At 58.8% G+C, this 13,346-nt stretch carries 15 protein-coding genes; 10 read left to right on the plus strand and 5 right to left on the minus strand.

What is annotated here, in order from left to right:
• On the plus strand, positions 1–295 hold a 295-nt coding region (locus AC2FLX_RS14370), incomplete at its 5' end, for a cupin domain-containing protein (protein ID WP_496875451.1).
• 10 nt (positions 296–305) lie between these two features.
• Here the strand turns inward: AC2FLX_RS14370 and AC2FLX_RS14375 are convergent.
• Positions 306–1,043, minus strand: coding sequence for an N-formylglutamate amidohydrolase (locus tag AC2FLX_RS14375; RefSeq protein WP_496811247.1), 738 nt, complete (start codon positions 1,041–1,043; stop codon positions 306–308).
• Between the two features lie 119 nt (positions 1,044–1,162).
• Here AC2FLX_RS14375 and pyk point away from each other — a divergent pair, with 119 nt between their 5' ends.
• The 3 genes from pyk to rplT all read left to right on the plus strand — a co-directional run bounded on the left by pyk (position 1,163) and on the right by rplT (position 3,338).
• Positions 1,163–2,608: a pyruvate kinase gene (pyk, locus tag AC2FLX_RS14380; protein WP_496807807.1), complete on the plus strand. Its 1,446-nt coding sequence runs from the start codon at positions 1,163–1,165 to the stop codon at positions 2,606–2,608.
• 148 nt (positions 2,609–2,756) lie between these two features.
• Positions 2,757–2,957, plus strand: a complete 201-nt coding sequence (gene rpmI / locus AC2FLX_RS14385) for a 50S ribosomal protein L35 (RefSeq protein WP_480751499.1) — start codon at positions 2,757–2,759, stop codon at positions 2,955–2,957.
• Between the two features lie 15 nt (positions 2,958–2,972).
• On the plus strand, positions 2,973–3,338 hold the full coding sequence (gene rplT / locus AC2FLX_RS14390) for a 50S ribosomal protein L20 (RefSeq protein WP_008756009.1): 366 nt from the start codon (positions 2,973–2,975) through the stop codon (positions 3,336–3,338).
• Positions 3,339–3,421: 83 nt separating this feature from the next.
• Here the strand turns inward: rplT and AC2FLX_RS14395 are convergent, their stop codons facing one another.
• The gene (locus AC2FLX_RS14395; RefSeq protein WP_480751500.1) at positions 3,422–3,583 is read right to left on the minus strand and encodes a hypothetical protein; all 162 of its coding nucleotides are present in this window, start codon (positions 3,581–3,583) and stop codon (positions 3,422–3,424) included.
• 234 nt (positions 3,584–3,817) lie between these two features.
• Here AC2FLX_RS14395 and pheS point away from each other — a divergent pair, with 234 nt between their 5' ends.
• The 5 genes from pheS to AC2FLX_RS14420 all read left to right on the plus strand — a co-directional run bounded on the left by pheS (position 3,818) and on the right by AC2FLX_RS14420 (position 7,688).
• Complete coding sequence (gene pheS, locus AC2FLX_RS14400; protein WP_496811459.1) at positions 3,818–4,891, plus strand: phenylalanine--tRNA ligase subunit alpha; 1,074 nt, start codon at positions 3,818–3,820, stop codon at positions 4,889–4,891.
• Positions 4,892–5,188, plus strand: a complete 297-nt coding sequence (locus AC2FLX_RS14405) for a hypothetical protein (RefSeq protein WP_496748503.1) — start codon at positions 4,892–4,894, stop codon at positions 5,186–5,188.
• 302 nt (positions 5,189–5,490) lie between these two features.
• Positions 5,491–6,297, plus strand: a complete 807-nt coding sequence (locus tag AC2FLX_RS14410) for a CE1 family esterase (RefSeq protein WP_496811458.1) — start codon at positions 5,491–5,493, stop codon at positions 6,295–6,297.
• Between the two features lie 54 nt (positions 6,298–6,351).
• Positions 6,352–6,762, plus strand: a complete 411-nt coding sequence (locus AC2FLX_RS14415) for a cupin domain-containing protein (RefSeq protein WP_480751506.1) — start codon at positions 6,352–6,354, stop codon at positions 6,760–6,762.
• Between the two features lie 71 nt (positions 6,763–6,833).
• Positions 6,834–7,688 (plus strand): 2-dehydro-3-deoxygalactonokinase, encoded by an 855-nt coding sequence (locus tag AC2FLX_RS14420; RefSeq protein ID WP_480751508.1) that lies wholly within the window; start codon positions 6,834–6,836, stop codon positions 7,686–7,688.
• A gap of 5 nt (positions 7,689–7,693) precedes the next feature.
• On the opposite strand, the gene gph is transcribed toward AC2FLX_RS14420, so the two are convergent.
• The gene (gene gph, locus AC2FLX_RS14425; protein ID WP_496811457.1) at positions 7,694–8,359 is read right to left on the minus strand and encodes a phosphoglycolate phosphatase; all 666 of its coding nucleotides are present in this window, start codon (positions 8,357–8,359) and stop codon (positions 7,694–7,696) included.
• Positions 8,360–8,442: 83 nt separating this feature from the next.
• Entirely contained in the window at positions 8,443–9,351 is a 909-nt protein-coding gene (locus tag AC2FLX_RS14430) for an MBL fold metallo-hydrolase (RefSeq protein ID WP_496875452.1), read from the minus strand.
• A gap of 260 nt (positions 9,352–9,611) precedes the next feature.
• Here AC2FLX_RS14430 and hemP point away from each other — a divergent pair, with 260 nt between their 5' ends.
• Positions 9,612–9,779, plus strand: a complete 168-nt coding sequence (gene hemP, locus AC2FLX_RS14435) for a hemin uptake protein HemP (RefSeq protein WP_480751512.1) — start codon at positions 9,612–9,614, stop codon at positions 9,777–9,779.
• 483 nt (positions 9,780–10,262) lie between these two features.
• Here hemP and AC2FLX_RS14440 read toward each other — a convergent pair whose 3' ends face one another.
• A complete protein-coding gene (locus tag AC2FLX_RS14440) occupies positions 10,263–13,328 on the minus strand; it encodes an aminotransferase class III-fold pyridoxal phosphate-dependent enzyme (protein WP_496811449.1) in 3,066 nt (1,021 codons plus the stop codon).
• Between the last annotated feature and the right edge of the window lie 18 nt (positions 13,329–13,346).

The following is a 13,346-nucleotide window of genomic DNA, read 5'->3' on the forward strand; positions in this document are numbered from 1 at the left end:
GGAGAAGGCTTTTGCTCCGCCAGCCAAAAGCATTGAAATATCTGCCCCAGAACGTGCGCGACAGATGTTGTTTCTAAGACTCCGGGCGGGCTGGGATGAGCCGGTCCACGTCAGTCCGGTGCGGCAAAAGCTGATCTGTCTGGCCGGAACAGTCCGGGTCGCAGCGAGTGATGGCGAAACACGCGACATTGGCCCCGGAGACGTCTGGCACATGGAGGATCGTCACGGCAAGGGCCACCACACCTGCGTAATGGGCGAAGAAGATTTTGAAGCGGTAATCGTCCAGTTCGACTAGCGCGAGAGGCTCACACACCGCTGTCGTGAAGCGCCCCTTCGAGAATGGGGGCCAGCCTTTCGGCCCAAGCGCGTTGTCCTGCGTGATCGGCAATCAGATCATTCCTGATCTCGATCAGTGCGTTAGGGCGATTGTGTGCGGTGCAGTGCTTGTCAATCGCGTCTCCCGACAAGATCCCGGTATAGGGCTCGTTGATACCGATACACAGGTCTGGCTCTGCCTGCAGGTGATTGATCAGGGGGCGAGAAAACCTCTCATCCTCGGTATGCAGAACGCCGATATGCCAAGGGCGCGGGTCCCGGCCCCGCAGTTGCCGGGTAAAGGAATGCATCGACACAATGACCGCATGTGGCAGTGCCGCCATCCGCCCAAGCGCGTCGTGGTAGGGGCGATAGCAAAGGTCCAACCGTTTTTCTCGTTCTTCGGCATCGGCGTGGCGGTTGCCGGGGATGATCGAGCCGTCATAGAGTTTCATCAGCAAGGTCGGATCGTCCTCGCCCCGGTTTGGATCGATTACAAGGCGAGAAAAGTTGGCGGCGATCACCGGTGCGTTCAGGATTTCACCCAAGTGTTTCGACACCTCATAGGCACCCACATCATAGGCGATATGGCGCTCCATATCCTCACGCGGCAGCCCCAGATCGCCGCCGTTGATGGCGGGAGGAACCATGTTGGTTGCATGATCGCAGGTAATCAGCCAGCGGGACGGGCGGTCCTCGCCATGTATGAAAAAAGGGGTGTATGTCATCAGCCTGTCATCTTGTTTGTCGCAGGTGTAGGGCAGTTGCCTGAGAAAGGGAATTGCGCGATAAGCGAGCCGATCACTGTTTGCGATAACAGAAAGCCGAATTAAGGAGAGCAAGGTCGATGCGACGCCTGAGAAATGTAAAAATCGTGGCGACGCTGGGTCCGGCGTCCGACACTTACGAGATGATCCGCGCGCTGCACGAGGCAGGCGCCGACGTATTCCGGCTGAACATGAGCCATGGAACCCATGACGAGATTCGCGAAAAACACCGGATCATCCGGCAGGTGGAAAAGGATCTGGACAGCCCGATTGCGATTTTGGCTGACCTGCAAGGGCCGAAACTGCGTGTGGGCGTGTTCGCCAAGGATGTGGTAGAATTGGAGGAAGGCGCCACATTCCGGCTGGATCTGGACCAGGCAGCAGGGGACGCAACCCGGGTTTGCCTGCCGCATCCAGAAATTTTTGAGGCTTTGGAACCCGGCGCGCATCTGTTGGTCAACGATGGTAAGATTCGACTGGTTGTGGACCGTTGTGGCCGCGAATTTGCCGATTGTACGATTGAAACCGGGGGCACAATCTCGAATCGCAAGGGCGTGAACGTGCCGGACGTAGTGCTGCCACTTGCGGCGCTGTCTGAAAAAGACCGGGCTGATCTGGAATTCGCCTGTCAGTTGGGGGTGGATTGGCTGGCGTTGAGCTTTGTTCAGCGCTCCAAGGATGTCTTCGAGGCCCGCGCACTTGCTGACGGTCGCGCCGCCATACTGTCAAAGATCGAAAAACCTGCGGCGGTCGAGGCGTTTGACGAAATCCTGGATGCCTCGGATGGGATCATGGTGGCGCGCGGTGATTTGGGGGTGGAGTTGCCGGTGTCGGCGGTGCCGCCGATTCAGAAGCGCCTGGTGCGAAAATGCAGGGCTGCGGCCAAACCGGTGATCGTGGCGACCCAGATGCTCGAAAGCATGATCGAAAGCCCGATGCCGACCCGAGCGGAGGTCTCCGATGTGGCAACCGCGATTTACGAAGGGACCGACGCCATCATGCTCAGTGCGGAATCGGCGGCCGGAAGCTATCCGATTGAGGCGGTTCAGACGATGAACAAGGTAGCGATCGAAGTCGAGGCCGATCCGACCTATTCGCAGATCATCAATGCCTCCCGCAGCGCCAAGGGCACGACCATCGCCGACGGCATTGTCGCCGCCGCGCGCGAGATTGCGGAAAAGACCGATATCAAGGCGATCTGCTGTTTCACTCAAAGCGGCACAACAGCGTTGCTGACCGCGCGCGAGCGTCCCGGCGTGCCGATCATCGCCATGACTTCGTTGGTCGGAACCGCGCGGCGCCTGTGCCTGAGCTGGGGCTGCAACTGCGTGATGACGCCCGAGTTGGAGCGGTTCAAGAGTGCCGTCGTCAACGCGGCCCGTGCCGCCCGCGCTGGCGGTTTCGCAACGGAAACCGATCAGATCGTAGTAACGGCGGGTGTGCCATTCAACGTCCCCGGTACGACCAACATCCTGCGCGTTGCCCCCTGCGATGAACGCTTGATCTATAATACCGATCCGGGCTAAGCGCGTTTTCGGAGTTTTCGCGCCTGAAAATGCGCGAAACCCCTTGCCAGTTTGCGCGGACTTGCGTAAACGGCGCCTCTGACCGCGCGACCGGCCGATGTGGCATGCCGAGTCGCGTCAAGACCGAACCCGAATGAAGGAGACGGAAATGCCCAAGATGAAGACCAAGTCGAGCGCCAAGAAGCGCTTCAAGGTGACTGCGACCGGTAAGGTCCTGACGGCCCAGGCCGGCAAGCGTCATGGCATGATCAAGCGGCACAAGAAATTCATCCGCAATGCCCGTGGCACCACCACCCTGTCCGCCCCCGACGCCAAGATCGTCAAGGGCTACATGCCCTACGACCGCTAAGAGGAGATTTGAGAGATGTCCCGCGTTAAAGGTGGAACCGTAACTCACGCCCGTCACAAGAAGGTCATCAAGGCCGCCAAAGGTTACTATGGCCGCCGCAAGAGCACCTTCAAGGTTGCCCGTCAGGCCGTCGACAAGGCCAACCAGTACGCAACCCGCGACCGCAAGAACCGCAAGCGCAACTTCCGCGCGCTGTGGATCCAGCGGATCAACGCTGCTGTGCGCAGCCATGACGAGGCTCTGACCTATTCCCGCTTCATCAACGGCCTGAACCTGGCCGGCATCGAAGTGGACCGCAAAGTCCTGGCCGACCTGGCCGTGCACGAACCGGAAGCGTTCGGCGCGATCGTCGCCAAGGCACAGGCTGCTCTGGCTGCCTGACCCTCTTTTGAGAGACAGTGAATAGGGCCGCTCCTTTTTGGGGGTGGCCTTTTTCGTTATTGAGCCGGGAAAGGTTCAGCGGATCAGCTCAGAAGAAACCAGAGAACTGCGGCTGCAACTGCTCCGCCGATCACAAGTGCCGTCGGGTCCGAGGTGACAGACTCCATCAGCCCCGACAGATCAAACCCTTTTGACCCGCCGCCGCCTCCGGTCGCGTTCTTTATGGCAATTCCGTATTCCAGCATTTCAGCACCGTCGCTTTCGAGCTGTCGGATGCAAGTTTGCCTGAAACGGGTGGAAATTTCACCCTGTGTCGGGCTGGCGCGTCCACTATGGCGCACCACTGAGGGTTTCGTGCATCAGGCCAGCTATGGCCAACCCGGCCCGATTTGCCGGAATGTGCCTTGCGATACCGCGCTTGTCTTGCATTCAGCGCCATTGGCCGATAGCAGGTTCTGGACCAAATTCAGGGGACCGTCATGGACGATCTTAAGGTAAAGTATCTGGGGCAGATTGCCGAGGCAGGCGACGAAACCGCGCTGGAGGCGATCCGTGTCGCCGCCGTGGGCAAAAAGGGCGAAGTGGCGCTGAAGATGCGCGAATTGGGCAAGATGACGCCCGAAGAACGTCAGGTCGCAGGCCCAGCGCTGAACGCGCTGAAGGACGAAATCAACTCGGCGCTGGCCGCCAAGAAGGCAGCATTGGCGGATGCTGCACTGGATGAGCGTTTGCGTACCGAATGGCTGGACGTCACCCTGACCACGCGCCCGCGCCGTCAGGGCACGCTGCACCCGGTCAGTCAGGCCAGTGAGGAACTGACCGCGATTTTTGCCGAGCTTGGTTTCTCGGTCGCTGAAGGGCCCCGGATCGAAACCGACTGGCACAACTTTGACGCTTTGAACATCCCCGGCCACCACCCTGCACGGGCCGAGATGGACACGTTCTATATGCACCGTGCCGAGGGTGACAACCGCCCGCCACACGTGCTGCGCACCCATACCTCACCGGTGCAGATCCGGTCGATGGAACTGCAGGGTGCGCCGATCCGCGTGATCTGTCCGGGCGGTGTGTACCGCGCCGACTATGACCAGACCCACACGCCGATGTTCCATCAGGTCGAGGGGTTGGCCATCGACAAGGACATCTCGATGGCGAACCTGAAATGGGTGTTGGAAGAGTTCGTCAAAGCCTTCTTCGAGGTCGACGACGTCGAACTGCGCTTCCGTGCCTCGCACTTCCCGTTCACCGAGCCGTCGGCCGAGGTCGATATCCGCTGTTCGTGGAATAACGGCCAGCTGAAGATCGGCGAGGGCGACGACTGGATGGAAATTCTGGGTTCCGGCATGGTCCACCCCAAGGTGATCGCCGCCGGTGGGATCGACCCTGAGGTTTATCAGGGTTTTGCCTTTGGCATCGGCATCGACCGTCTGGCGATGCTGAAATACGGTATTCCGGATTTGCGGGCGTTCTTTGATTCCGACCTGCGCTGGCTGCGCCACTATGGGTTCGCGGCGCTGGATATGCCGAACCTGCATGGTGGTTTGAGTCGGTAGGTGTATTTTCTGGGAGTATATCTCTCTAAATATTACGACTGGTGTTTTGCGTTTTCCGGGCGCAATCATCGATGGGTCGGATTCGCTCTGCTTTTTGGATGGTTTTTGGTGTTTTGCGGGTTCGCAAGTTTCCTTCCCGGATGGATGAGCATCCTTATTCTGCTTGCTGCGACGCCATTTCACGGGCTCTTCATGCTGGCACACCACCGCGTCTGGGAAAAACGGGACCAAACCGTGCGCGATCAACAATCGCAGTTGCGGAAAACCAAAAAACTCATTGATCGCTTCAAAAAGTAGGCGCGGCGCAAAGGCCGATAGGCCGCCGCGCCATCGCGAGACCGCCCGGACGGGCTGGCGATTTGTCTCCGCAGGTGCCCAGTTTCAACGACACACAAAATTGACGACCATAAACTGCCCAGCTCAAGGTTTGATTGCCATCCCGCGATCTGGCGATGGCCCGGTTTGATGTTTTAACTGATGTAGGGCGGGCTTCAGCCCGCCATGTGCGATGGGTGGGTGCCGGGCTGAAGCCCGGCCTACGTTCGGACTACACCGATATGTTAAGTGACAGGGCGGATTGTCGCGTTAGGGTCGGGCACATGATCCGTCGATTGTTCTGCCTTCTCCTGCTGATGACCACGCCCGCCTTTGCCATGGGGCCCTGGAAATCCGAATGCCACGGCGATACCGCCTGTGATCTCGGTGACCGCTCGTATCACGTGCTTGAACCTGACGGCTGGGACAGGCAGACGCCTCTGCCGGTGCTGCTGCATTTCCACGGCTGGGCGCGGCAGGGCACCGTGGTGGTCAATCACCAGCGTATCGCCAGCGCCACCCGCAAGCGCGGGGTCCTGCTGGTTGCGCCCAACGGGCGGCGCAAGACCTGGGATTTCTGGACCTCTGACACCGACGATGTGGCCTTTGCCAACAGGGTTCTGGAAGATGTGGCCAAGACCTATCCCATCGACCTCGACCGCATCTATGTCTCGGGCTATTCCTTTGGCTCGGCCATGGCGTGGCGCTATGTCTGCCAGTCGGGCAATCACGTTGCCGCCCTGCTTGCCATCGCAGGCACGTTGAACCAGACCGAGGACTGCCCGCAAGGGCCAGCCGAGGTGCGCCATGTGCATGGCCTTGACGATACGGTGATGAGCTTTCCCTTTGGCCCCGGCGGCGACACGACCTATCCGGTAGCCCTTTGGCGGCAACGCAACGGGTGTCACGAGGCAACGCCGCAGGGTGATTGGCAGGTGGTGCCGTATTTGAAACTTTCGCGCGTGGCGTGGAATGATTGCGACGGGGGGCGGGTGACGCTTGACACTCATCCCGGCGGGCATTTCATCCCGCATGGCTGGATTGCGCGGCAACTCGACGAGTTGCTGGGATTGCCATTATCCTATCCCTAGCCAATGTCGCACCTTTCACACGGCGACCTTCATAGCTCGAACAGGAGATTCGACATGAAATCCATACTGCCCACTGTTTTGCTGATCGGCGCAACGGCGTCTGGTGTCTGGGCCAAGGACACCTATCCGCCGGTGCAGCTGTTGCTGCAAACGGAAACTTCTGTTCTGGGGGAGCCTCTGCAATATCCTGAAGGAACACCGCAGATCACGGTTGCAATCGTCACCATGCAGCCGGGGCAGAAAACCGGATTGCACCGGCATGAGGCGCCTCTGACGGGCTACATGCTGGAAGGTGAGTTGACGGTGGATTACGGCGACGCCGGCATCAGAACCTACAATCAGGGCGATGCGCTGGTCGAAGCATTCGGATCGCCACACGAAGGCACCAATACGGGCGCGGATATTGCGCGCGTTCTGGTCGTGTTTTCCGGTGCGGAAGGAACGGAAAACACCGTTTCCGAATAAGCCCGGGGATGGCATCGGGTGACTTGCTGGCCTAGAACGGTTCAAACCTGGATCGGAACGGAGAAAACCGGATGGTGCCCGAATGGATTGCGGTGGATTGGGGCCAGACCCTCCAGCGGGCCTGGGCCATGCGTGGTTCGGATGTGTTGGACCGGGTTGAGCAGCAAGGTGTCGAAAAAACTGACAGAGACGCCTTGATCGATCTTGTCTTTCCTTGGTTGGGGCAGGGCACTGTTCCGGTGGTGACCTGCGGCGCGCTCGGGCCGTTGGGCCCGGCGGTTCCCTGTAGACCCTTCTCCGATGGGACTTGGGCGGTTTCTTTGGGCGACGACCGGGTGAACCTGCATATGGTGCCGGGAATACGACAGTCCACGCCGCCAGACATGATGACGGGAGACGAAACCCGCGTGGCGGGATTTCTGGCGCTCAACAAGGACTGGGACGGGGTTGTGTGTCTGACCGGACAGCAAAGTCGATGGGTGCATGTCAGTGCCGGAGAGGTTGTCAGTTTCCAGACTTTTCTCACCGGCTCTATGCTTTCGGTCCTGAAGCATGTCCCGGCCACGACTTTGGCGCTGATGACAGAGGGGTTCGATCGGCCAGCTTTCATCGCCGCGCTTGAGGATGCCATTGCCAAACCCGAACGCATTTTGGCACGCCTCTATGGCGTTCATGCCGATGGTGTCATGAACGGGTTGGAGCCCGAGGCGGCCCGCGCCCGTATTTTCGGCGCCCTGATCGGGGCTGAACTGGCCGCCGCGCGCCCTTTCTGGCTGGGTCAACAACTGGCGGTGATCGGTGACGATCCTCTGGCCAGCCTGTATGTGGAAGCTCTGACGGCACAGGGCGCGCCGGCGGCACTGGCGGATGAGGCGCGCATGACGCTGCAGGGTTTGATCGAGGCCTGGCGCTTACTTGTCGTCTGACGAGACTATTTTGCGAGGGCGACCAAGTGCCTTTCGACCAGTTCCGGCAAATGGCTGCTGTGGTCGTAGCGCGCAGAATGCGGCAGTTCTTCGGCAGGACGTTTGCTATAGCCTTGGGTGAATAGAAAGAACGGCACTTCGGCGCGTAGCGCGGTCTCGGCATCCACTTCGCTGTCACCGACATAAAGGTGCGGGCCGTTGGGCAAGGCATCGAATGCCGCCCAAAGGGCGGCTGGGTCGGGCTTGCGAACATTCAGGGTATCGCCTCCGACGACCACATCGAAGTATGGGGCCAACCCCAGGTCATCCAGAACCAGCCGGGCCGCGCCTTCAGGTTTGTTGGTGCAGATGCCAAGGGCGTGTCCACGGGATTTCAGCGCTTGCAAAGCGTCCCTGACGCCAGGATATAAAACGGTCATTTCGCTTGGCGCGGCTTTGTAGTGATCCAGTGTTACCTGTGTAAGCCGAGGATGAGAGGCAATATCCAAGGCGCAGTGATGGATCACCATTTTTACCAGATGAGGCAGGCCGTTCCCGGTGAAGCCAATTACCGTTGCCAGGTCAAGTGGCGCAACGCACTCTGCCTCAAGCATCTGGTTGACCGCCGCCGCGATATCCGGCGCACTGTCAATCAGGGTGCCGTCAAGGTCGAATACGATGGATGTGGTCATGACATCTCCGGTCTTGTCGAGCCTACCAGTGACAGCGCCGCGCCAGAAAATCCACCGGAAACAGAATGTCGTCTTAGTTTTGGCTATGAGTTCAGCGGAACAAAATGATAGGCATCGCCGCTTCGATCAACATGCCCGATGCCGCCATGACTGAGATGAAACCCAATGATCCGGGTGTGCTGCGAGGCCAGCTGGTCCAGAAGTTGCACACGTGTCGCGGCGGCCATTTCCTGATCGTGGTCCGAACCGGAGTGCCAATCAGGCCGCTCGAATGCGACGTGAAAGTTAATGAGCGCATCGCCAACGATCATCAGGGATTCAGACCCACTGCGCAGTTCGAATGACATATGGCCTAGCGTATGGCCAGGGGTTGCGCGCGCAGCGACGCCAGAAAGGATCTCCTCTCCATCATCAAAAAGCTCGATGCGGTCTTCAAGCACATCCAACCGGCGTTTTGCTCCAACTGCCATGGTCTGACGTGCGGCACCGATTTCATTGACAGTATTCGGGTTCCACCAATAGTCCCATTCGGCCTTCCCCATCATGTGTCGTGCGTTGATGAAGAATGGTTCGTCAAAGTCATCCAGAGCGCCCCACAGGTGATCGGCATGACCATGGGTGAAGATAACATCCGTGATGTCTTCGGGGGTTAGGTCGATTGCACGCAGCGCCTCTGGCAGCTTGCCGGCACCATCCTGAAATCCAGGGCCAGCGCCCACGTCAAACAGGATATTCCTGTTTCCGGTTTGGAGCAGCGTCACGTTGCAGGGGGGCTTTATCTGATCGCCGGTCAACCCGTATTTTTTTAGAATCGGGGCCAATTGATCCTGTGGCATGGCGTCGAAGAAAAACTCGGCCGGGACAGTCAGATGGCCGTCGCTGAGGCTGACGATCCGGGCCTGGCCCAGACTGATTTCCGTTGCGGCCCAGGTTGGTCTGGTACTCAAGGCGGTTGTGGCCGCGGTTGCTTTTAGAAATGTTCGGCGGGTCATGAGCATGATGGATCCTCCTGAACGCATAATTACATTCAATAACGTGAATAACAATAACATGATGAGATCCGATACTGGAAATCCCCGCTTGACTTACCTTACTAAAATAATCAGATTAACCCAAGAGCAGTAGCCACCCCGGAATTCGGGTCAGCCAGCAATGAAAATGGAAGCGAATGTTACTGGTATTGCCGCTGCGACGCGGACGCGCCAGCGGTTTTGTGGAACGCATTCGTGACCCGGACTCTGGAGATGACGCGATGAACGTTCAAAACCCGACACCCTCTCAAGGCTATGCTGTTCAGGTGCTACCTGCTCACAAAGCCGAAGATCTGACCGCAGGTGGAAACCTCGCCCATATTGCCTTGGGAGACCAGCTTTATACCTTGCGCATCACCCGCGCAGGCAAGCTGATCCTGACGAAATGAGCAACCAAATCTCGCGAGGTGCGGCCGCGGTTGGCCGGCTGTCCGATTTGGGTCCGATCGAAGCGAGGGTGGTCATGTATCTGCGCCGATGGAGCGATCGAGACCAAGCGAGGAGCGACGGTCAGAACTCGGATTTGACCATCTCAACCGGAAAGGATCAATCGGTGGCAGCGACGCTGGACCAGATTTGTATGCTCTGTGCACATTATGGTCGGCGTCCGCTGGTGCGGCATGAGATTGAATGCGAATGTCTCGGGGCGGACGAAAGCTGTTTCGCCCATATGGTCGGGGCTGCTTCGGAGGGGGCAAGGGAAGACGCCCTTATGGTCGCTTCGCTGATCGTAAGAGCCGATGTTGCACCGGCCCTAGTCGCTCTGTCTGAACAACTCGGGCTGGCCTTGCGGCGTGTCGCGGACACTCACTTTGAGGGTTGCCGAAACCTGTCCTGCCAAAACAGGCATCTGCATTGATGACCGGTTCTGATCAGCAACAACCGCATCCCGCGTGATGCTGGCCGTGATCGCACGCAGGGGCCGGGGTGAAGGTTCCCACCTCATCCAGAACGACGCGTAAGGCCCAAAGGATCATGTCAACGTCATCGGCCTCGATGGTCAGCGGCGGACGGATTTTCAGGATGTTGTCTTTTGGCCCTTCGCTGCCGATCAGAATCCGATGGTCCCGCATCCGGTTCTTGACGTATTTACAGATCTCGGTGCCTTCGGACCCGTCCGGGTTGATTAATTCTACGCCAAGGAACAGGCCCATTCCCCGTACATCCCCGATACAAGCGAAGTCCGCATCAATCTGGCGTAGACCGGTCATCAGGCGCTCGCCCATGAGGCGCGCGTTTTCCTGCAAGCCTTCGTCATCGACGATGTCCAGAACCTCTTTGCCGATCAGACAGGACAGGGTAGACCCGCCAAAGGTCGAAAAGAACTCGATACCGTTGTCAAAGCTTTCGGCAATTGCCTTGGTCGTGACCAGAACACCCAGCGGGTGCCCGTTGCCGATGGGTTTGCCCAACACCACGATATCTGGCAGCGCTCCTTGATGTTCAAAACCGAAGTAGAACTCACCCAACCGGCCAAGACCGGTCTGAACCTCGTCCGCGATACATACCCCACCGGCGGCGCGGATTTTCTGGTAGACAGCGGGAAGGTATCCCTTGGGGGGAATGATCTGGCCGCCGACTGACGGGAAGGTTTCGGCGATGAACCCCGCTACGCCATGGCCCTTCTCCTGCAAGGCAGCGATGGCCGGGTCGACGAGATCCGCAAATTTCTTGGCGCGCTCGGGATCGTTCCGCTTGAATGATCCGCGATAGTCATCCGCGACTTCGACCAATTCGACCCAATCCGCTTGCCCCACGCCGCCCGGCTTGTTGAACTTGTAGGCCGAGATGTCAATCGCACCGGTCGTGTTGCCGTGATAACCGTGATTGGGCGTTACCATTCCCTTGGCGCCGGTATGCGCGCGCGCCAACCGCAAGGCCAGTTCGTTGGCTTCGGTGCCGGAATTGACGAAAAAGCAAACCTCCAGGTGGTCCGGCATTTTGGACAGAACCTTTTTTGCAAATGCTATCTGTGCCGGATGCAGATAGCGGGTGTTCGCGTTCATCCGCCTGAGTTGGTCCGCCGCGGCCGCCTGAACGCGGGGATGCGCATGCCCTACATGGGGGACATTGTTATAGGCGTCCAGATAAGGCCGTCCCCATTCGTCGAACAAGTGGTGTTTCCAGCCACGCACCAGCATGACAGGATCGTCGTAGGTCAGTGACAGGTTGCCACCGAAATGTGCTTGCCGCTCGGCCAGAACCTGGGCCTTGTCGGTCGGGCGATAAGACACCTTGTCATCAGGCAGGTTCAGCAGCGCCGCAGGGTTCGGGCAAACCGCGTGCCACAGGTCCATCTCGTCCGGATCGCCAACGCCGGGCCAGTCGTTTTCCATTCCGGCCGTGGTCAGCGCCAGCTGGAAATGCACATGCGGCGCCCAGCCGCCATTCTGTCTGGCATCGCCGAGCTTGGCAAAGGCTGAACCCTGAGCCACCGGATCGCCCGGTTTCAAGCGGTCGCAAATCTCGGGGTCGAGGTGGCCGTATAGGGTATAGAAGGCATCGCCCTGAGGCGTTTCGTGATGCAGGATTACCACTCCGCCGTAGTCGAGGTGATGATCTCGGTTTTCAACCGCTTCGACGCGCCCGCTCATCGGCGCGTAAAGGATCGTGCCAGCCGGGGCGAAAACGTCCACCGCCAAATGCACCGTGCGCCGGTCGCTGGCTTTCCACGGCCCTTTGCGGAACGCGGTATCGGCGTAGATCAGCCGGGGTTCGTTGTAATAGCCCAGCCACATATCCGTACCAAACTCTTCGCCCACGCGGGCGGCTTCTTCCAGTGGCATGTGAAACGGGTTTTGTGGCCAAAACGAATTTTCGACGGAAAGGGACCCCATCGGCGCATGTGACAAATCCTGTCCGAACAATTCCGCGAAATCGCCCCGGTGTTCCTCAAGATAGGCATGAATGCGTTCGGCCCCATCCGTCACCGGCAAGCCGCAGGCAACGCGCAGGTGCGCGGGCATCATGCCACCATTAATGGCCGTGTTTTCCAGGAACCGCCACGCTGGGGCCTGACTGATCGTCACGTATGGATCGTCGGGGTTTTCAGCGGCCATCAGTGAGGAGTTCACCACCGAAACCGCCAGCCGGGTTCGGAGCAGCGGCCAGATCAGATCGACTTCGGTGGCGCTTAGCCGGTTCGCGGCGTGATATGCGCGAACCAATGCAGACAATGCTCGTTCTGGGTGTGGATGGTCCAGCACCACATAAGCCCCGGCAATCGCCACCTCACAAACTTTTGGCGCCGCACACATGTCGCCCAGATCGATCAGCCCCGAAATCGACCGACGTTCATGCAACTCGCCTTCGACCAGAACGTTATAGTCGTTTGCATCGTTGTGAATGGCCTGTTTCGGCAGATCGGCGAGTTTGCAAGAAGCTGCTTCAAAAGCTCTACATATTTCTAGAAGAATTGCTCGTCGGGACGGATCTCCAATTGTGTCGAGATGTTTGGAAATCCATCCGGCCTGCATGAGATCCCATTTGAAGCCTTCGCGCCGAAGCCCTTCGTGATCAAAGCTTGCAAGTGCTCGGTCCGTCGCGCCCAGCACGCGACCGAGTTTCAGGATCAGATCTTCGGGTTTGGGAGCGGATTTCGCATAACAACGGCCAGGCAATCTTTCCATCAACCAGACAAGCCGCGGTTTTCCGTCTTTGTCCGCGATTTCAGGAAGGCGTTTGTCGTCGAGCGCCGGTATGACGCCCGGAAAGGGCAGGCCGGGCGCTTCAAAACCGATATGCTCCAATGCTTTAATTTGCAGATCCACCAATTCGGCATCGCAATCCGGACGCATCACTTTCAAAACATGATCCTGCCCATTCATGCCTTCGGCCAGAAAGTTCAGGTCAAATTCGCCGTCCAGACGGGTCAGTTTTGCCTGAATGCCCCAATGCCTGTGCAGGGCCTCGGCCCAGAATGCCGTATCGCCGCTCATCGGTTCCGGTGTCCTCTC

The sequence above is a fragment of the Ruegeria sp. YKSF57 genome (assembly GCF_059612585.1).

Coding starts and splice junctions, on each gene's coding strand:
- AC2FLX_RS14375 (WP_496811247.1), bottom strand. CDS start 1,043: ATGACATACACCCCTTTTTTCATACATGGCGAGGACCGCCCGTCCCGC.
- AC2FLX_RS14430 (WP_496875452.1), bottom strand. CDS start 9,351: ATGACCCGCCGAACATTTCTAAAAGCAACCGCGGCCACAACCGCCTTG.
- AC2FLX_RS14420 (WP_480751508.1), top strand. CDS start 6,834: ATGGTGCCCGAATGGATTGCGGTGGATTGGGGCCAGACCCTCCAGCGG.
- AC2FLX_RS14440 (WP_496811449.1), bottom strand. CDS start 13,328: ATGAGCGGCGATACGGCATTCTGGGCCGAGGCCCTGCACAGGCATTGG.
- rpmI (WP_480751499.1), top strand. CDS start 2,757: ATGCCCAAGATGAAGACCAAGTCGAGCGCCAAGAAGCGCTTCAAGGTG.
- gph (WP_496811457.1), bottom strand. CDS start 8,359: ATGACCACATCCATCGTATTCGACCTTGACGGCACCCTGATTGACAGT.
- rplT (WP_008756009.1), top strand. CDS start 2,973: ATGTCCCGCGTTAAAGGTGGAACCGTAACTCACGCCCGTCACAAGAAG.
- AC2FLX_RS14395 (WP_480751500.1), bottom strand. CDS start 3,583: ATGCTGGAATACGGAATTGCCATAAAGAACGCGACCGGAGGCGGCGGC.
- AC2FLX_RS14415 (WP_480751506.1), top strand. CDS start 6,352: ATGAAATCCATACTGCCCACTGTTTTGCTGATCGGCGCAACGGCGTCT.
- pyk (WP_496807807.1), top strand. CDS start 1,163: ATGCGACGCCTGAGAAATGTAAAAATCGTGGCGACGCTGGGTCCGGCG.
- AC2FLX_RS14410 (WP_496811458.1), top strand. CDS start 5,491: ATGATCCGTCGATTGTTCTGCCTTCTCCTGCTGATGACCACGCCCGCC.
- hemP (WP_480751512.1), top strand. CDS start 9,612: ATGAACGTTCAAAACCCGACACCCTCTCAAGGCTATGCTGTTCAGGTG.
- pheS (WP_496811459.1), top strand. CDS start 3,818: ATGGACGATCTTAAGGTAAAGTATCTGGGGCAGATTGCCGAGGCAGGC.